This is a genomic window from Streptomyces hiroshimensis (genome assembly GCF_014650335.1).
Classification (GTDB): Bacteria; Actinomycetota; Actinomycetes; order Streptomycetales; family Streptomycetaceae; genus Streptomyces; species Streptomyces hiroshimensis.
Window position 1 is genome coordinate 73315 of record NZ_BMUT01000004.1, and the last position, 18171, is coordinate 91485.

The window sequence follows — 18171 nt, forward strand, 5'->3', positions numbered from 1 at the left end:
CGGAGCCCGGCTGCGGAGGAGGTCCGGCCCATGTCACCCATCACCACGTCGCGGGCGAGGGTCGCCCGGCGCATCGCCTCGGCGGCGGCCTACGGGGGCGGCGGCATCGGCCTGCTCGGGGCCACGGCGGCCGGGGTCCTGCTGACCGAGGCACGGCTGGCCAGGCGGGTGGTCGGCGGCTCGAACGACGCCCCGCCCCACGCGGACGGCCGCTACGGCTCCGCCTTCGTCCACCGGCTCGGGCGCGAGCCGCTGCTGCTCGGCCTGCTCGGCGACTCCACGGCCGCCGGCCAGGGCGTGCACCGGCCCCGGCAGACGCCCGGCGCCCTGCTCGCCTCCGGGCTCGCCGCGGTCGCCGAGCGCCCGGTGGAGCTGCGCAACGTGGCCCTGTCCGGAGCCCGCTCGCACGACCTGGACCGGCAGGTCACCCTGCTGCTCGACGACGTGGAACGGGCCCCCGACGTCTGCGTGATCATGATCGGGGCGAACGACGTCACGCACGGGATGCCGGCCGCGCGCTCCGTACGGCTGCTGTCCGACGCGGTGCGGCGGCTGCGGGAGGCGGGCAGCGAGGTCGTGGTCGGCACCTGCCCGGACCTCGGCACGATCGAGCCGGTCTACCAGCCGCTGCGGTGGGTCGCGCGGCGGCAGAGCCGGCAGCTGGCCGCGGCCCAGACCATAGGGGTGATCGAGGCGGGCGGCCGCACGGTGTCGCTGGGCGACCTCCTGGGCCCGGAGTTCGCGGCGAACCCGCGGGAGCTGTTCGGGCCCGACAACTTCCACCCCTCGGCGGAGGGGTACGCGACGGCGGCGATGGCCGTCCTGCCGACGCTGTGCGCGGCGCTGGGCCTGTGGCCGGAGGACGAGGAGCGGCCGGACGCGGCCCGCCGCGAGGGGATCCTGCCGGTGGCCCGTGCGGCGGCGGAGGCGGCGGCCGAGGGCGGCACGGAGGTCACGGCGGCCCGGGGCCGCTGGGCCCTCCTCAAGCACCGCAAACGGCGGCGCCTGCCGGCGCACACGGAGCCGACGCCGCACCACGTGTGGTCACGGGCGGCGCGGGGCGGGCCGTAGGGCGCGGGGCGCCCAGGTGAAGGGGCGCGCCCCTTCACTCCGCCGCGGCGGCGCTCGGCCACGACGGTGGGGCTCGGCGGTGCCGTACGGGCTCAGGCCGGTCCGGCACCGCCGGAAGCCACCGCTACGGTTGCGCGCCGTCGCGGCGGATTCGAGGATGCAGGCGCATCCTTGACCGAGCAGGGCCGTACGGCACCGCCGGGCTCCACCGTCGTGGCCGAGCGCCGTCGCGGCGGATTCGAGGATGCAGGCGCATCCTTGACCGAGCAGGGCCGTACGGCACCGCCGGGCTCCACCGTCGTGGTTGCTCGCCGTCGCGGCGGATTCGAGGATGCGGGCGCATCCTCGACCGCACAGGGCCCGCACGGGCAGAGGTGCCCGCGCCCACCCCGGCCGTACGCCGGAGGCGGGCCCGCACGGGCAGGCGCCCGCGCCCATCCGCGCCGTACGCCGGAGGCGAGAGTGCGAGGGGTCACAGTGACCAAGCCGTGACCCGAAGCCTACGGGCGGGTAACTTCCACCCAGTCCTGCTTTCACACGCCCTGGAGCCGTGATGCCCGAAGCCGTGATCGTCTCAACCGCCCGTTCCCCCATCGGTCGCGCCTTCAAGGGCTCGCTGAAGGGGATGCGCGCCGACGACCTGACCGCGACGATCATCAAGGCCGCGCTCGACAAGGTCCCCGGTCTCGACCCGCGCGACATCGACGACCTGATGCTCGGCTGCGGCCTCCCCGGCGGCGAGCAGGGCCACAACCTCGGCCGCATCGTGGCCGTGCAGATGGGCATGGACCACCTGCCGGGCTGCACGATCACCCGCTACTGCTCCTCGTCCCTGCAGACGTCCCGCATGGCGCTGCACGCCATCAAGGCCGGCGAGGGCGACGTCTTCATCTCCGCGGGCGTGGAGACGGTCTCCCGGACCGTCAACGGCTCCTCGGACGGCATGCCCGGCAGCCACAACCCCTTCTTCGCCGAGGCCGAGGCCCGCACCGCCGCCCGCGCCGAGCAGGGCAGCGACGAATGGCACGACCCGCGCGAGGACGGCCTCGTGCCCGACGCGTACATCGCGATGGGCCAGACCGCCGAGAACCTGGCCCGGCTGAAGGGCATCTCGCGCGAGGAGATGGACGAGTTCGGCGTCCGCTCACAGAACCTCGCCGAGGAGGCCATCAAGGCCGGCTTCTGGGAGCGCGAGATCACGCCGGTGACCACCCCGGACGGCACGGTCGTCAGCAAGGACGACGGCCCGCGCGCGGGCGTGACCATGGAGGGCGTGGCAGGCCTCAAGCCGTCGTTCCGCGCGGACGGCCTGGTCACCCCGGGCAACTGCTGCCCGCTCAACGACGGCGCCGCCGCCCTGGTGATCATGTCGGACACGAAGGCGCGCGAGCTGGGCCTGACCCCGCTGGCGCGGATCGTCTCCACCGGCGTCTCCGCCCTCTCCCCCGAGATCATGGGCTTCGGCCCGGTCGAGGCCAGCAGGCAGGCGCTGGCGCGGGCCGGCATGAGCATCGGCGACATCGACCTGGTCGAGATCAACGAGGCGTTCGCGGCCCAGGTCATCCCGGCCTACCAGGAGCTCGGCATCGACATCGACCGCCTGAACGTCAACGGCGGCGCCATCGCCGTCGGCCACCCCTTCGGCATGACGGGCGCCCGCATCACCGGCACGCTCATCAACTCGCTGCAGTGGCATGACAAGCAGTTCGGCCTGGAGACGATGTGCGTGGGCGGCGGCCAGGGCATGGCGATGGTCATCGAGCGGCTGAGCTGAGCCGGGCCGAGCCGAGCCGAGCAGCAGTGGACCCGGTCGAGCAGCCGCACTGACGGCGAACGGCCTCACGAGGCACTGACGCAACCGTGACCGAATCGCCCCCAGGATGTGACCAACGTCCCGGGGGCGATTCGTTTCCGCAGGTCAGAGATGTTGAAGGGACAACGTCCGGGACGTAAGTCCCGCCCGCTTCATGACGTTTTGCACTGGGGTCGCCTGGGAGCACGCCTCAAGCTGAGGTAGGAATCTGGGGGATCCATAGCAACCGGGAGTACGTCAGTGAGCGCCATGTCCCTTGCCCTGCTGCTGGCCGCGGCCACCGCGACGGCCGCGGGCGCCGCCGCCCTGCACGCCACTCGCGGCCTGCGCCGCCAGATCACCGCCCTGCGCACCGAGCTCGCAGCCGCCACGGCCGAGCGCCGCACGACGCACCCCACCGTGCCCGCCGCCCGCCCCGCACCCGGCGCGGAGCTCGCGGAAATACGGGCGGCCGTCGCCGACGCCCTCGCCGAGGAGCGGGAGCGGGAGCTCGCCGAGGCCCGTGCGTTCTGGGCCGCCCAGGAGGCCCGCGACCTCGGCGGAGCCGGTGACGCCCCGTCCCTGCTGGGCCTGCCCGGCCTCGGCGACGACCTCGCCGAGGGCCCCTACGGCGGCCTCTACCTGCCCCGCCAGGCCGATCTCGTCGGCCTGGAGCCGCTGGCCGAGCTCACCGAACTGACCGAACTGACCGAGCTCGCCGAGTTCTCGGAGGCCGCGGCCGCCGAGGCCGAGGCCGCGGACTCCCCCGAGCTGGCCGCCGCACGGCGCCGCCACCCCTCCCACCCCGACTTCTCGCCCGTGCCGGCCACCGGCGACCACGAGAGCACGGTGGAGCGGCTCGGCGAGCTCGCGGACGCCCGCGTCCCGCTGACCGACGTGCGCCCCGGCCCGCTGGGCACGCTCGACGTCTACGTCTTCGCCGACGGCACGACCGTCTGCATGACGCCGGGGCACCGGGAGACGGCCGAGCGCCTCGCGGACGCCCTGCGCGCCGGTGACGCCCCCGTCCTGCTGGGCGGCTCCGGGGTCTCCGGTGCGTACGCTCTGACCTTCGGTTGCGGCACGGAGAAGGTGTACGTCCTCGCGGACCGGGTGATCGCGTCGCTGTGAGGCGCCCGCCTCCATGCAGGTCAAGGATGCTTCGCATCCTTGGAACCGCCGCCGCGGCGAGCAACCACGACGGTGGAGCCCGGCGGCGCCGTACCAGCTCAGGCAGCGTCGGCACCGCCGGACAGCACCGTCGTAGCTGATCGCCGTCGCGGCGGTTCGAAGGGGCGCGGCCCCTTCACCCAGGGCGCCGAAGTGCCCACAGCACCGCTACAAACCACACCGCTTCGCCGCCGCCTCGATCAGCGCCACCGCCTCCGCCGCGCCGGCCCCCTCCGGCGACCGGTTCCCGCCGTCGGCGTTCGCGGACGCCGCGGCCAGCGCTTCGGCCAAATCGTGACCGGCCACCGCCACTTGGTCGGCGACCGCGAACATCCCCGCTTCGGGCATTTCCCTCGGCACCGTGGTGCCGGGTTCCTCGATCCGCTGGGCCCACGCCGCCAGTTCCCGGGCGAGGGACAGCGCTTCCGCAGCCGCTCCCCTGCTCAGACGGGACTGCGGCAGGGCACGCAGCCGGTCGGCGAAAGCGTCCACGGCGGCCAGAAGAGACGTCACATCATCCACAGCGCGAGCCTATGCGCCGTTGCCGGAGTGTTGCCAACGTCTGCACACTCGGGCACGGTGACATGAAGGACCATCATTCGACGCGTCCGGAGGCGCCGATGTCCCACGTCTTCTCCGACGAGACCCACCGGAACCTGCTCTCCCGAATCCCCCATTGCACCGGCCGCGAAGTAGCCGACTGGCTGCGCACGGTCGAGGAAGGCCCTTCTCTCTTCCGCTTCGAGGAGAAGGTCAGCTGGCTGCGCGGAGAGCACGACCTCGCATATGGCCACGCCAAGGCGATCGTCCACGAGTACGACCTCCGACGGGCCGCCCGGAAGCTCCTGTAGCGCGGCGCACACCGCACACGTACACCGCATACGGCGGGCGACGCCCCCGTTCGTCCGCCTGATGCAGACCGATGCAGATGCAGACCTGAAGGCGCATACGGCGAAGGGCCCGGGAAATCCTCCCGGGCCCTTCGTTTCAGACTTCGCTCACTGCCGACCGGCTAACCGGCTAGTCCTCGTTGAGGACGCCGATCAGCTGCAGCATCTGGATGTAGATCCACACCAGCGAGAGCGTGAGGCCGAAGGCCGAGAACCACGACTCCTCGCGCGGCGCACCGTACTGGATGCCGTCCTCGACCTGCTTGAAGTCGAGCGCGAGCACCGCCGCGCCGATCAGCACGCCGATGACGCCCACGCCGACGCCCAGCCAGCCCGTGCGCAGGCCGAGGCCGTCACCGCCGCCGAACACGGCGAACAGTGCGTTCACCATCATCAGCAGGACGAAGCCGATCACGGCGCCCGTCACGAAACGGGTGAAGCGGCGGTCGACCCGGATCAGGCGGGTCTTGTACGCGATGAGCACGCCGACCGAGACGAGCATCGTGCCGAGCACGGCCTGGACCGGGGCGCCCTGCGCGTAGTGGTTGAAGGCCTTGCTGACCACGCCGAGGAAGAGGCCCTCGAACGCGGCGTACGCGAGGATCACCGCGGGGACCGGCTTGCGCAGGAAGATCGACTGAGCGAAGCCCAGGAGCATCGCGACGAAGCCGGCGCCGTAGCCGAGCGCGACCGGGAGGTTCAGCCCCCAGCCGGCGGCCGCGGCGAGGATGACCAGGCCGAGCGTCATGCCGGTGCGCGTGACGACGTCGTCCATCGTCATGCGGCCCGTGGTGGCGGGGGCCTGCGGATAGCCCTGCTGGAGATCCGGGCCGCCGCCCGCGTAGGGGTTGGTGGCGTACGGGTTGGCGGGCTGCTGCGCGTAGGGGTTGCCGCCCTGGGCCGCGGTCCCGGCCTGCGGCGCCGCGTTGAAGCCCGCGTAGCCGTTGTTGCCGCGGAACCGCCGCGAGAAGACCGGGTTGCTGCTCCTCATCCTCACTCCATCCATGGCCACCCTGCGCGGCCTTGCGACCAAGAGTAATAGGTAGGCAAAAGAATGCGCTCGTGCTTGGGAAGGATCTTTTCCTGCGCACTCCCCCCGCCACTACGGGGAGAACGCAAACGGGCGGCACTCGGTTCCCTACGGAGAGTGGGGGACACCGAGCAGCCGAGTGCCCGGAGCCGGACTTGAACCGGCACGGCCCGAAGGGCCAGCGAGGTTTAAGCTCGCCGTGTCTGCATTCCACCATCCGGGCAGCGCTCTCGGGCGTACAGGCAGGGAAAGGCGCGCGAGCCTCCCTGGTAAGAGGAGAGCAGGACGAGCCTAGCCGGGGAGAGCCCCCCAAACAGCGGAACGATGACCCGAGGTTGTCTTATTTTATTGGCAACTGAGGGTGCATCAGTGCAGGAACGACGCCAAAGGCACATGCCACGGGCCGATACCCCCCGTTCACCGGAGGACCCCGTACGGCCTGCGGAATTGTCGCAATCTCGCCGCCGCCGACCGCCTCCGGGGGCCGCCGGGGGCCGCCCCGGGCGGCAGAAGCGGCGTCATACCCGGCGCCAGACCCGGCGTCATACCCAAGGAGGAGAAGCGCCTCCCGGATCAGACCGAGGTCTGCCCCGGGAACGGGAGCTGGGTCTGATCCCGGGGGGCCGGGCGGCACGGACGATGGAGGGGTACCCGAAGCCGTCGTCCCGACAGGAGCCCGCCCCGTGACCACCTCCCCCTACGGCGTCCAGACCGCCGCCCGCTCCACCGCGGTGGCGGCCCGCGCCACGGACCTCTCCAAGGTCTACGGACAGGGCGAGACCCGGGTGGTCGCCCTGGACGCGGTCTCCGTGGAGTTCCGCCAGGCCGAGTTCACCGCGATCATGGGCCCCTCGGGCTCCGGCAAGTCCACGCTGATGCACTGCATGGCGGGCCTGGACACGGTCTCCGGCGGCTCGGCCCGCATCGGTGACACCGAGCTGACCTCGCTGAACGACAAGAAGCTCACGCGGCTGCGGCGCGACAAGATCGGCTTCATCTTCCAGGCGTTCAACCTGCTCCCGACGCTGACCGCGCTGGAGAACATCACCCTGCCGATGGACATCGCCGGCCGGAAGCCCGACCGCCAGTGGCTGGACATGGTCGTCGAGACCGTCGGCCTCTCCGGGCGCCTCAAGCACCGCCCCAACCAGCTCTCCGGCGGCCAGCAGCAGCGTGTGGCCGTCGCCCGCGCGCTGGCCGGCAAGCCCGAGATCATGTTCGCCGACGAGCCCACCGGAAACCTCGACTCGCGCTCCGGCGCCGAGGTCCTGGGCTTCCTGCGCAACTCGGTGCGCGAGCTCGGCCAGACCGTCGTCATGGTCACCCACGACCCCGTGGCCGCGTCCTACGCCGACCGCGTGGTCTTCCTCGCCGACGGCCGCATCGTCGACGAGATGCGCGAGCCCACCGCGGACGCGGTCCTCGACCGCATGAAGCGCTTCGACGCCAAGGGCCGCACGAGCTGAGAGACGGCTCCGCCGCTTCCCAGCCTCCCGACGACGGCCCGGCACGGGCCCACTCCCCCAGGACACACAGACCATGTTCCGTACCGCCTTGCGCAACGTACTCGCGCACAAGGCCCGGCTGCTGATGACCGTACTCGCCGTGATGCTCGGCGTGGCCTTCGTCTCCGGCACCCTGGTCTTCACCTCGACCATCTCCGCCGCCCAGAAGAAGAGCTCCGAGAAGGGCTTCACCGGCGTCGACGTGGCCGTCCAGCCGCACCGGCAGGACAGCGACAAGGGCAACCCCGGTGACGCCCCCAAGCTCACCCAGCGGCTGCTCGACCAGGCCGCCGCGGTGCCCGGCGCGGCCGGCGCCACCGGCTCCGTCAACGGCTTCGCCGCCATCGCCGACAAGCACGGCAAGCTCATCGGCGAGGGCTTCGACTCCACCGGCGCCAACTACTACCCCGGCACCGGCGGCAAGGACGCCCGCTACCCGCTCAAGAGCGGCCGCGCGCCCCACGGCCCCGGCGAGATAGCCCTGGACGCCAAGACCGCCGAGCGCGGCGGCTACAAGACCGGCGACACCGTCCGCGTCTCCGTCGACGGCCCGGTGCTGGAGCAGAAGCTCTCCGGCATCTTCACCACCGACGACGGCAACGTCTCCGCGGGCGGCAGCCTCGCCCTCTTCGACACTCCCACCGCGCAGAAGCTCTACGGCAAGCCCGGCGAGTTCAGCGAGATCGACGTGAAGGCCGCGGCCGGCACGTCCCAGGCCGCCCTCAAGACGGCCGTCGAGAAGATCCTGCCCGCCGACGCCGAGGCCACCACCGGCAAGCAGCTCGCCGACGAGCAGGCCAGGGTGATCGCGCAGAACCAGGACATGCAGCGGAACATCCTGCTGACCTTCGCCGGCATCGCGCTCTTCGTCGGCATCTTCATCATCGCCAACACCTTCACCATGCTGGTCGCCCAGCGCACCAAGGAGCTGGCGCTGATGCGCGCGGTCGGCGCGAGCCGCCGCCAGGTCACCCGCTCCGTGCTCATCGAGGCGTTCCTCATCGGCACCGTCGCCGGTGTCACCGGCCTCCTCGCGGGCATCGGCATCGGCACCGGCCTGCGGTCCCTGCTCAAGGGCAACGGCGCCCAGCTCCCCGACGGCCCGCTGGTCGTCGAGCCGTCCACGATCGTGGTCTCCCTCGCCGTCGGCATCGTCGTCACCATGCTGTCCGCGTGGCTGCCCGGCCGCCGCGCCGCGAAGATCCCGCCGGTCGCCGCGATGAACAGCGTCCACGCCGTGCCCACCGCGCGCTCCCTGGTCGTGCGCAACTCCATCGGCGGCGCCCTCACCGCGATCGGTGCCGCCGTCGTGCTGACCGCCTCCGGCACCAGCATGATGGGCCTGGGCGCCGCCGTGGTCCTCATCGGCGTCTTCGTGCTGACCCCGCTGCTGTCGCGCCCGATGATCGCCGCCGCCGCGCCCCTGCTGCGCCTGTTCGGCATGCCCGGCAAGCTCGCCCGGCAGAACGCCGTCCGCAACCCGCGCCGCACCGCCGCGACCGCCTCCGCGCTGATGATCGGGCTCACCCTGATCACCGGCATGACCGTGATCGCCGGCAGCGTCCAGCAGGCCATCGACAAGATGGCGACGTCCTCCATGAAGGCCGACTACGTCGTCTCCATGGCGAGCATGACCTCGCTCTCCCCCGACGTGGAGAAGAAGCTGGCCGCACACCCCGACGTCACTGCCAGCAGCCCGGTGCGCATGTCCCCGTCCCGCGTCAACGGCGACTTCAAGAACCTCTCGGGCGTCAACGGCGCGACCATCGGGAAGCTGACCAAGCTCGACTTCACCGCCGGCTCGTTCGAGGGCCTGTCCGGCGACAAGGTCGTCATCGACGACGCGACCGCCCGCACGCACCACTGGAAGCTCGGCTCGTCCGTCCCCGTGACCTTCGAGGACGGCAAGAAGGGCACGCTGACGGTCTCCGGCGTCTACAAGGGCAACGACCTGATGCGCGGCATGATGGTCGACCTCAGGACCATCGCCCCGCACCAGAGCGAGATCAGCGACCGCCAGGTCATGGTCAAGACCAAGGGCGGCGCGAGCGAGTCCGCCAAGGAGACGCTCCGCAAGGCCCTCGGCGACAACCCGGCCGTCCAGATCCAGACCAAGAAGGACATCTCCAACAGCATCGCCAAGGGCATCAACCTGCTGCTGAACATCCTCTACGGCCTGCTGGCCATGGCCGTGGTCGTCGCCGTCCTCGGCGTGATCAACACCCTGGCCATGTCCGTCTTCGAGCGCCAGCAGGAGATCGGCATGCTGCGCGCCATCGGCCTGGACCGCAAGGGCATCAAGCGGATGGTCCGCCTGGAGTCGCTGGTCATCTCGCTCTTCGGCGGTGTGATGGGCGTGGGCCTGGGCGTCTTCTTCGGCTGGGCCGCGGGCGACCTCATCAGCAAGGCCCTGAACACCTACGAGCTCGTGCTCCCGTGGGGCCGGATGGGCCTGTTCCTGCTGATGGCCGCGCTGGTCGGCGTGCTGGCCGCGCTGTGGCCGGCCCGCCGGGCGGCGAAGCTGAACATGCTGTCCGCCATCAAGGCGGAGTAGCGGTACGTGCACAAGAGGGAGGCCCTGCGGCAGCGCGCCGCGGGGCCTCCGCGCGTCTAGCGCCAGTCGCGCGCCCGCAGCGGCATCCCCGCCGCGCCCGTCCCCGGCGTGCGGACGGCCAGCACCTGGTTGACGCCGATCCTGTTGCGCTCGAAGGACAGCGCCGACGCGGCCATGTACAGCCGCCAGACCCGGGCGCGGCCCGCCGAGGTGAGGTCCACGGCCTCCGCCCAGTGCTTCTGCAGGTTGGCCACCCACTGGCGCAGCGTCAGGGCGTAGTGCTCGCGCAGCGATTCCACGTCGCGCACCTCGAAGCCGGCCTCCTCCAGCTGGGCGACGGTCCGCCCCACGGGGGCGAGCTCGCCGTCGGGGAAGACGTAGCGGTCGATGAACTCGTCGACCTCGTACGCCTCCTCGTCGTGCAGGGGGCGGCGGGCGATCTGGTGGTTGAGCAGCCGGCCGCCCGGCTTCAGCAGGGCGTGGACGTCGGCGGCGTACTCGGCGTAGCGCGCCGAGCCGACGTGCTCGGCCATGCCGATGGAGGAGATCGCGTCGAAGGGGCCGTCCGAGATCTCGCGGTAGTCCTGGACCCGGATCTCGATGCGGTCCGCCAGGCCGGCCTCGGAGACGCGCTTGCGGGCGTAGGCGGCCTGCTCCTCGGAGAGGGTGATGCCGACGGCGCTCACCCCGTACTCACGGGCCGCGTGCAGGACCATCGAGCCCCAGCCGCAGCCGACGTCGAGGAGGCGCTGGCCGGGTTCGAGCGCGAGCTTGCGGCAGACGAGGTCGAGCTTGGCGCGCTGGGCCTCTTCGAGGGTGCTCTCCGGGCTCTCCCAGTACGCGCAGGAGTAGACCATGGAGGGGCCGAGGACGCGCTCGTAGAAGGCGTTGCCGACGTCGTAGTGGTGGCTGATGGACTGCTTGTCGCGGCGGAGGGTGTGCAGCGGGCCGCTCGTCCTGCGGGCCTCCTCGCGGGGCGGGCGGGGCGGCAGTCCGGGGCCGGCCAGCTTGACGAGCTCACCGCCCGCGGCGCGCAGGCGCGGGTCGCGCACGGCCGCGAGGAGGGCGGCGAGGCCGGAGCGGCGCGTCTCCTCGCCGCGCTCCCAGAGGGAGCCGGCCAGGAGTTCCAGCGCCTCGTAGAGATCGCCCTCGACGTCGATGTCGCCCGCGACCCAGGCCCGGGCGAGGCCCAGCTCCCCCGGCTTCCACAGCAGCCGGCGCAGGGCACGGCGGCGGCGGATGACCAGCACGGGGGCGCTCGGGGTGCCCGGGGGGCCGTACTCGCTGCGGTCCCAGGCGCGGATCCGGACCGGGAGCGGGGCTCCCAGGACCTCTTCCGCGAGCGCGGTGAGCCGTCGAGCGGCGTCGGCCATGTCGCACACACCTCCATGATGCAAGGTCAGGAGAAACGTTCAACTGACACCTAAACACCAAGAGTCGGCACGGTAGTCCCGTTCAGTCAGATTAGATCAACTGACGGTGGCCGGACATACGACAACGGCGTCCACCCCACGGATTGGTGGACGCCGTTGCCGACTGGTTGACCGCGGCCGAGCCGCGACCGCCGTTAGGAGGCCTTCGCCTTCTCCGAGGGAACGGAGTCGGCCTTGGGCTGCGGGGCCGGCTTCGCGGCCTCGTAGAACTCCTCGCGGGGGTTCTCCATGGCGCGCAGCGAGACGACCTCGCGCTTGAGGAACATGCCGAGGGTCCAGTCCGCGAAGACGCGGATCTTACGGTTCCAGGTCGGCATGGCCAGACCGTGGTAGCCACGGTGCATGTACCAGGCGAGACGGCCCTTGAGCTTGATCTTCATCTTGCCCATGACGATCATCGCGACGCCCTTGTGGAGGCCGAGGCCCGCCACCGCACCCTTGTTGGCGTGCTTGTACTCGGTCTGGGCGGCACCGAAGCCGCGCATCGCCGAGATGACGTTGTCGCCGAGGACCTTGGCCTGGCGCAGCGCGTGCTGGGCGTTCGGCGGGCACCAGGCGTTCTCGTTGCCCGCGGCGCGGCCGACGAGGTCCGGAACCTGGGCGTTGTCGCCCGCGGCCCAGATGTAGTCGGTGCCGTTGACCTGGAGGGTCGGCAGGGTGTCGACGTGGCCGCGCGGGCCGAGCGGCAGGCCGAAGCGGGCCAGCGCCGGGTTGGGCTTGACGCCCGCGGTCCACACGATGGTGTTGGAGTCGACCTCAAGGCCGTTCTTCAGCACGACGTGGCCGTCGACGCAGGAGTCCATCGACGTCGAGAGGTGGATCTCGATGCCGCGGCTCTCCAGGTGGGCCTTGCCGTACGCGCCGAGCTTGGGGCCGACCTCGGGGAGGATCTTGTCGGCGGCGTCGACGAGGACGAACCGCATGTCCTCGCGCTTGACGTTCGGGTAGTACTTGGCGGCGTCGCGCGCCATGTCCTCGACCTCGCCGATGGTCTCCGCACCCGCGAAGCCACCGCCGATGAAGACGAAGGTCAGCGCCTTGCGGCGGATCTCCTCGTCGGTCGTGGAGTCGGCCTTGTCGAGCTGCTCCAGGACGTGGTTGCGCAGGCCGATGGCCTCCTCGACGCCCTTCATGCCGATGCCGTTCTCGGCCAGGCCGGGGATCGGGAAGGTGCGGGAGACGGCGCCGAGCGTGACGATCAGGTAGTCGAAGGGCAGCTCGTACGCCTCGCCGACGAGCGGCGCGACGGTGGCGACCTTACGGTCCTGGTCGATGGTGGTGACGCGGCCGGTGAGGACCTCCGCCTTGGGGAGCACGCGTCGCAGCGGCACCACGACGTGGCGGGGGGAGATGCTGCCGGCAGCTGCTTCGGGCAGGAAGGGCTGGTAGGTCATGTACGAACGCGGGTCGACGACCGTGACGGTCGCCTCGCCGTACCGCATCTTCTTGAGGATGCGGCGCGCCGCGTACAGGCCGACGTACCCACCGCCTACTACGAGGATCCGTGGACGCTCCGTGGTGCTCATGATTCGAGTATCCAGCACTCTCCGCGGGCATGCTCGTGAGCCCCTTCACAAGGGGTCGGAGGGTATCTGCTACACTCCGCCGCCACCGTGACCCACGCCATACGCCCGTAAGGGAACCACTTCACCGTCGAGCGCGTTGCGAACCCCTGCTGAACTGGCCTTGCGGGCCTCAGGTTGACTAGACCACTGCCGCACCGGCGGTCGCATAAGCGTCTCTTTAACCCGCCTGAAACCGGACGGCATCGCGTCGCCGGCGCCTCCGGGAGCCCCGGAAGGGCCCATCGGGCCCCTTCGCGCCGCCAACGCTCCCTTTTTTCATGTGAAGGATTTCACGAACTTTCTTCCGGAGGCCCCCGAAGGGGCCGTCGCGGGACGCCTTCTCAGGCGATGGACCAGGCGATTCCGTCCAGAATGTCGTGTTCGCTGACGACGACCTCACGGGCGCCCACGCGCTCCATGACCGCCTGCAGGACGAGCGCTCCGGCGCAGATCACATCGACCCGGCCCGGGTGGATCGCGGGGATCGCCGCACGCTGCTCGTGCGTCGAGGCGAGCAGCTTCCCGGTGATCTCCCGGACCTGCTCCAGGGAGATCCGCGCGTGGTGGATGCGCGTCCAGTCGTACTCGGTGAGGCCCAGCGCGATCGCCGCGACCGTGGTCACCGAGCCGGCGAGGCCGACGAGCGTACGGGCCTCCTCCAGCGGGACGGTCTCCTCGGCGAGGTCCAGCGCGGCCTCGATGTCCGCGCGTATCGCCGCGATGCGCTCGGGCGTCGCCGGGTCCACCACGGCGCCCTCCGCGACGAGGTGGCGCTCCGTCATGCGCACGCAGCCGACGTCGACGCTGCGGGCCGCCCGCACATGCTCCTCGCCGACGACGAACTCCGTGGAGCCGCCGCCGATGTCCACGACGAGGAACGGCCTGGCGAGGTCGTCCCGGCCGGAGAGCTCCTTGGTGGCGCCGGTGAAGGAGAACTCGGCCTCCTGGTCGCCGCTGATCACCTCGGGCTCCACGCCCAGGATGTCCACCACGCCGCGCACGAAGTCCGCGCGGTTCTCGGCGTCCCGCGAGGCGGAGGTGGCGACGAAGCGCACCCGCTCGGCCTTCAGGTCGCGGATGACCTCCGCGAACTCCCGGCAGGCCGCGAACGTCCGCTCCAGGGCCTCCTCGGCCAGCCGGCCCGTGCGGTCCACGCCCTGGCCCAGGCGGACGATCGTCATCCGGCGGTCGAGCTCGGTGAACGCACCGGTCGCGGGGTCGAGATCGGCGACGAGCAGGCGGATGGAGTTGGTGCCGCAGTCGACCGCGGCGACGCGGGTCACGCCTCGTCACCCCCGTCCGGCGTGCCGCACGGCGTCACGCACGGGCCCTTGGCCCACCACTCCGGCAGCAGCGCCAGCGCCTCGTCGCCGAAGGGGTTCACGCCCGGGCCCGCGACCAGCGAGTGGCCGACCAGCACGTGCAGGCACTTGACGCGGTCGGGCATGCCGCCCGCGCTCGGGAAGCCCTCCAGGACCTCGATCGCGTCGCGGCGGCGGAGGTAGTCCTCGTGCGCGGCGCGGTAGGCGGCGGCGAGCTCCGGGTCGGTCGCCAGCCGGTCCTGCATCTCCTTCATCAGGCCCGAGCCCTCCAGCGTGCCGATGGCGGAGGCGGCGCGCGGGCAGGTCAGGTAGTACGTCGTCGGGAACGGCGTGCCGTCCGGCAGCCGGGGCGCGGTCTCGACCACATCGGGCTGGCCGCAGGGGCAGCGGTGGGCGATGGCGCGCAGCCCGCGCGGCGGGCGGCCCAGCTGCTCCTTGAACGCCTCGATGTCGGCGGCGGTGGGCTCGGTGGACTCGGTCTGGGGCGGAGGGGTGTCCATGTGCTCGCTCGTGTCGTCTTCGCTCGGTGGTGTCGGCAGGTCGTGCAGGAGGCAGGTCGTGAAGAAAGGGGAAGGGCCGGCGCGGGCGCGGTCAGCGCGGGGTGTCCGCGGCGTCCACACCGTCCCACAGGTTGCTGTACCAGGGGCGGTCGGCGGCGCCCTGGTCGCGGGGGCGCCGGGCGGTGCCGCTGCCGTCGACCACGCTGTAGCCCGTCTCCCCGGGGCGCAGGTAGTGCAGGTGCTCGCGCGCCTGCTGCTCGACGTACGCCGGGTCCTCCAGCCGCGCCTTCTCGTCCTCCAGGCGCTTGACCTGCTCGCGGGCGCGCTCGGACTGGCGGCGCTGGTCGGCGATGTCGGAGCGCTGGGTGACCCACTGGCGCATGGGATAGGCGAGGGCGACGACCAGCGAGCACACGACGAGCGCCAGCAGCGCCGCCCGGCCGGTGAGCCGGCTGCGGCGCGGGCCCCGCGCGCGGTAGACGCGGGCCGTGGAGCCCTGGACGAGCACCGAGCCGAGTGCCCTGAGTCTGGTCGCGGTGGAGCGTTCCGCCGCCACTTCGCCTCCCCGAGGTCCTGGTCGCCCGCAGCCTCGCTACGAACGTACGTCCCCGGCCACGGTACGGGACCGTGGCCGGGGACGTGGTGAGGCTGCCCTGAAGCGGGGTCAGATCAGCCCCTGAGGCGGGGGATCAGCCCTTGCCGGAGGGGGATCAGCCCTTGAAGCGCGGGAAGGCGCTGCGGCCGGCGTAGACCGCGGCGTCGTCCAGGATCTCCTCGATGCGCAGGAGCTGGTTGTACTTGGCGACGCGCTCGGAGCGGGCCGGGGCGCCGGTCTTGATCTGGCCGCAGTTGGTGGCGACGGCCAGGTCGGCGATGGTGACGTCCTCGGTCTCGCCGGAGCGGTGGGACATCATGCACTTGAAGCCGTTGCGCTGGGCCAGCTCGACGGCGTCCAGGGTCTCGGTCAGCGAGCCGATCTGGTTGACCTTGACCAGCAGGGCGTTGGCGGCGCCCTCCTCGATGCCGCGGCCGAGGCGCTCGGGGTTGGTGACGAACAGGTCGTCACCGACGATCTGCACCTTGTCGCCGAGCTTCTCGGTGAGGGTCTTCCAGCCGTCCCAGTCGTCCTCGAACAGCGGGTCCTCGATGGAGACCAGCGGGTACGCGGCGACGAGCTCGGCGTAGTAGTCCGTCATCTCGGCGGCCGAGCGGGACTTGCCCTCGAACTCGTACGAGCCGTCCTTGTAGAACTCGGAGGCGGCGACGTCGAGCGCGAGCGCGATGTCCTGGCCGGGGGTGTAGCCGGCCTGCTTGATGGCCTCGAGGATGAGGTCGAGGGCCTCGCGGTTGGAGCCGAGGTTCGGGGCGAAGCCGCCCTCGTCGCCCAGGCCGGTGGACAGGCCCTTGGCCTTCAGGACCGACTTGAGGGTGTGGTAGACCTCGGTGCCCCAGCGCAGGGCCTCGGAGAAGGACTCCGCGCCGATCGGCGCGATCATGAACTCCTGGATGTCCACGTTGGAGTCGGCGTGCGAGCCGCCGTTCAGGATGTTCATCATCGGAACGGGCAGCAGGTGCGCGTTCGGGCCGCCCAGGTAGCGGAAGAGCGGGAGGTCGGACGCCTCGGAGGCGGCGTGCGCGACGGCGAGGGAGACGCCCAGGATGGCGTTGGCGCCGAGCGAGCCCTTGTTGTCGGTGGCGTCCAGGTCGAACATGGCCTGGTCGATCAGGCGCTGCTCGGTGGCGTCGTAGCCGACGAGCTCCGGGCCGATCTGCTCGATGACGGCCAGGACGGCCTTCTCGACGCCCTTGCCCATGTAGCGGTTCTTGTCACCGTCACGGAGCTCGATGGCCTCGAAGGCGCCGGTGGAGGCGCCGGACGGCACGGCGGCACGGCCCGTGGAGCCGTCGTCGAGGCCGACCTCGACCTCGACCGTGGGGTTGCCTCGCGAGTCGAGGATCTCGCGAGCTACGACGACGTCGATGGACGGCACGAGGGTCTCCTTCGTGTGTGTCAGGGGTTCTGCAGCACGAGCCTAACGGGCGCCGGAGGCTCACCTCGCCGTTGGACCGTGTTTCCGGGTCGAAGAATCCGAAAATTCAGAAAAATCATCACAGCGGCACAAATGACGAGATGGCCGCACGAATGAGGTATTTACCCGGAAAACGCAAAAGAGGGGCGGCCCACTCGCGTGGACCGCCCCTCCCTGCTCGATCAGCTGAGGTGCAGCTTCTGGCCGACGAAGATCACGTCCGCGTCCTGGACGATGTCCTTGTTGCGGTCGTACAGCTTCTGCCAGCCGCCCTTGACGTGCTGGGCATCGGCGATCTTGGAGAGGGTGTCGCCCTCCTTGACCTCGTACTCGCCGTCACCGACCTTGTAGGACTGCGCGGAGTGGCCCGGCGCGGTCCGCTTCGGGGCCGGGGCCTCGTCGCGCTCGGTGGCCTGCGGCGCGGAGTGCTTCGGCGTGGTCTTCTTCGGCGCGGCCTGGCGCTCGCTGCGGTCCGCGTGGGACTTGCCCGAGACGGTGCCGCCGGAGCGGGAGGATTTGGTGGACGTGCCGGAGCCGGAGGTGTCGGCGTCGGCCTTGGCGCCGCCGACGGTCATACCCGGCACCGCGCAGCCCCAGGCGCCCGGGCCCTGCATGGCGAGCAGCTTCTCGGCCACCGCGATCTGGGCGGACTTGGAGGCGTGGTCGGCGCGGTCGGCGTACTGCTGGCCGCCGGCGGCGTTCCAGGAGGACTGCGAGAACTGCAGACCGCCGTAGTACCCGTTGCCCGTGTTGATGGCCCAGTTGCCACCGGACTCGCACTGGGCGACCTTGTCCCACGTCGAAACGGAGGCGGCGTTGGCGGAGGTGGCGACCATCAGCGGGGCGGCGACAGCTGCACCGGTGACACCGGCGAGCGTGAAGATGCGGACGGCCTTGGACGGACGACGGTGCTTGCCCTTGGACATGAGTCGTTTCCTCACCGACGCCTACGAGGTGAGCTGTCGGGTTCGGGCTGTGAGTTCGCCCGGCTTCGTGTGCGAGCACACTCGGCTTCACCCCTAGCCGGTCCCGGACCCGCGGCCTTCTTCGACCGAGGAGCCGTTCCCGGCGCCTACCTTGGTTCCCCCGCTCCTGCCTACGGCGCTTGCGCGACGACTCCAGCGGCCGTCGGCAGGATTCGGCGTGACGACCGTGGTGCCCGCGGTGGCGAGCGGTCACGACGGTAAACACAGTCGCGGCAAGGGTTCAAACCCCTCTTTCCAGCCACAGTTGCCCCTGGTTACCCAGGGGAACATCGCGTTTCCGCAGGTGAGAGACGGTTTGCCAAGTTCGGGAAGACGGCATTCCG

At 71.2% G+C, this 18171-nt stretch carries 15 protein-coding genes, 1 tRNA gene and 1 riboswitch; of the genes, 6 read left to right on the plus strand and 10 right to left on the minus strand.

All coding sequences use genetic code 11. The annotated features are described in order from the left end of the window. The first annotated feature begins 30 nt into the window (after positions 1–30). From IE241_RS11240 to IE241_RS11250, 3 genes are all read left to right on the plus strand, one after another. Positions 31–1071: an SGNH/GDSL hydrolase family protein gene (locus IE241_RS11240; RefSeq protein WP_190021573.1), complete on the plus strand. Its 1041-nt coding sequence runs from the start codon at positions 31–33 to the stop codon at positions 1069–1071. Positions 1072–1624: 553 nt separating this feature from the next. Beyond that, positions 1625–2845 carry an acetyl-CoA C-acetyltransferase gene (locus IE241_RS11245; protein WP_190021574.1) on the plus strand — a complete coding sequence of 407 codons (1221 nt, stop codon included), beginning with the start codon at positions 1625–1627 and terminating at the stop codon, positions 2843–2845. Positions 2846–3133: 288 nt separating this feature from the next. Further along, positions 3134–3994, plus strand: a complete 861-nt coding sequence (locus tag IE241_RS11250) for a hypothetical protein (RefSeq protein WP_190021850.1) — start codon at positions 3134–3136, stop codon at positions 3992–3994. A gap of 207 nt (positions 3995–4201) precedes the next feature. Here the strand turns inward: IE241_RS11250 and IE241_RS11255 are convergent, their stop codons facing one another. Further along, positions 4202–4555: a hypothetical protein gene (locus tag IE241_RS11255; protein ID WP_229899126.1), complete on the minus strand. Its 354-nt coding sequence runs from the start codon at positions 4553–4555 to the stop codon at positions 4202–4204. 98 nt (positions 4556–4653) lie between these two features. Here IE241_RS11255 and IE241_RS11260 point away from each other — a divergent pair, with 98 nt between their 5' ends. Beyond that, complete coding sequence (locus tag IE241_RS11260) at positions 4654–4884, plus strand: DUF4287 domain-containing protein (protein ID WP_030365184.1); 231 nt, start codon at positions 4654–4656, stop codon at positions 4882–4884. 169 nt (positions 4885–5053) lie between these two features. Here IE241_RS11260 and IE241_RS11265 read toward each other — a convergent pair whose 3' ends face one another. Beyond that, complete coding sequence (locus IE241_RS11265; RefSeq protein WP_190021575.1) at positions 5054–5914, minus strand: Bax inhibitor-1/YccA family protein; 861 nt, start codon at positions 5912–5914, stop codon at positions 5054–5056. 179 nt (positions 5915–6093) lie between these two features. Next, positions 6094–6176, minus strand: a tRNA-Leu gene (locus tag IE241_RS11270). A 460-nt stretch (positions 6177–6636) separates the two neighbouring features. Between IE241_RS11270 and IE241_RS11275 the strand changes: the two genes are divergently transcribed. After that, positions 6637–7419, plus strand: a complete 783-nt coding sequence (locus IE241_RS11275) for an ABC transporter ATP-binding protein (protein ID WP_190021576.1) — start codon at positions 6637–6639, stop codon at positions 7417–7419. A 73-nt stretch (positions 7420–7492) separates the two neighbouring features. Next, positions 7493–10012 carry an ABC transporter permease gene (locus IE241_RS11280; RefSeq protein WP_190021577.1) on the plus strand — a complete coding sequence of 840 codons (2520 nt, stop codon included), beginning with the start codon at positions 7493–7495 and terminating at the stop codon, positions 10010–10012. Positions 10013–10068: 56 nt separating this feature from the next. On the opposite strand, the gene IE241_RS11285 is transcribed toward IE241_RS11280, so the two are convergent. The 7 genes from IE241_RS11285 to IE241_RS11315 all read right to left on the minus strand — a co-directional run bounded on the left by IE241_RS11285 (position 10069) and on the right by IE241_RS11315 (position 17788). Further along, positions 10069–11385 carry an SAM-dependent methyltransferase gene (locus IE241_RS11285; RefSeq protein ID WP_190021578.1) on the minus strand — a complete coding sequence of 439 codons (1317 nt, stop codon included), beginning with the start codon at positions 11383–11385 and terminating at the stop codon, positions 10069–10071. Positions 11386–11579: 194 nt separating this feature from the next. Further along, positions 11580–12971, minus strand: coding sequence for an NAD(P)/FAD-dependent oxidoreductase (locus IE241_RS11290; RefSeq protein ID WP_190021579.1), 1392 nt, complete (start codon positions 12969–12971; stop codon positions 11580–11582). 380 nt (positions 12972–13351) lie between these two features. Continuing rightward, the gene (locus IE241_RS11295) at positions 13352–14293 is read right to left on the minus strand and encodes a Ppx/GppA phosphatase family protein (RefSeq protein WP_190021580.1); all 942 of its coding nucleotides are present in this window, start codon (positions 14291–14293) and stop codon (positions 13352–13354) included. After that, positions 14290–14832, minus strand: a complete 543-nt coding sequence (locus IE241_RS11300) for a DUF501 domain-containing protein (RefSeq protein ID WP_190021581.1) — start codon at positions 14830–14832, stop codon at positions 14290–14292. The genes IE241_RS11295 and IE241_RS11300 overlap by 4 nt, the downstream gene beginning before the upstream one ends. 91 nt (positions 14833–14923) lie before the next feature. Further along, complete coding sequence (locus IE241_RS11305; RefSeq protein WP_190021582.1) at positions 14924–15388, minus strand: FtsB family cell division protein; 465 nt, start codon at positions 15386–15388, stop codon at positions 14924–14926. A 154-nt stretch (positions 15389–15542) separates the two neighbouring features. Next, positions 15543–16823 (minus strand): phosphopyruvate hydratase, encoded by a 1281-nt coding sequence (gene eno / locus IE241_RS11310; RefSeq protein ID WP_190021583.1) that lies wholly within the window; start codon positions 16821–16823, stop codon positions 15543–15545. A 221-nt stretch (positions 16824–17044) separates the two neighbouring features. Further along, on the minus strand, positions 17045–17788 hold the full coding sequence (locus IE241_RS11315; RefSeq protein ID WP_190021584.1) for a LysM peptidoglycan-binding domain-containing protein: 744 nt from the start codon (positions 17786–17788) through the stop codon (positions 17045–17047). A gap of 3 nt (positions 17789–17791) precedes the next feature. After that, positions 17792–17976, minus strand: a riboswitch (cyclic di-AMP (ydaO/yuaA leader). Positions 17977–18171 lie beyond the last annotated feature (195 nt).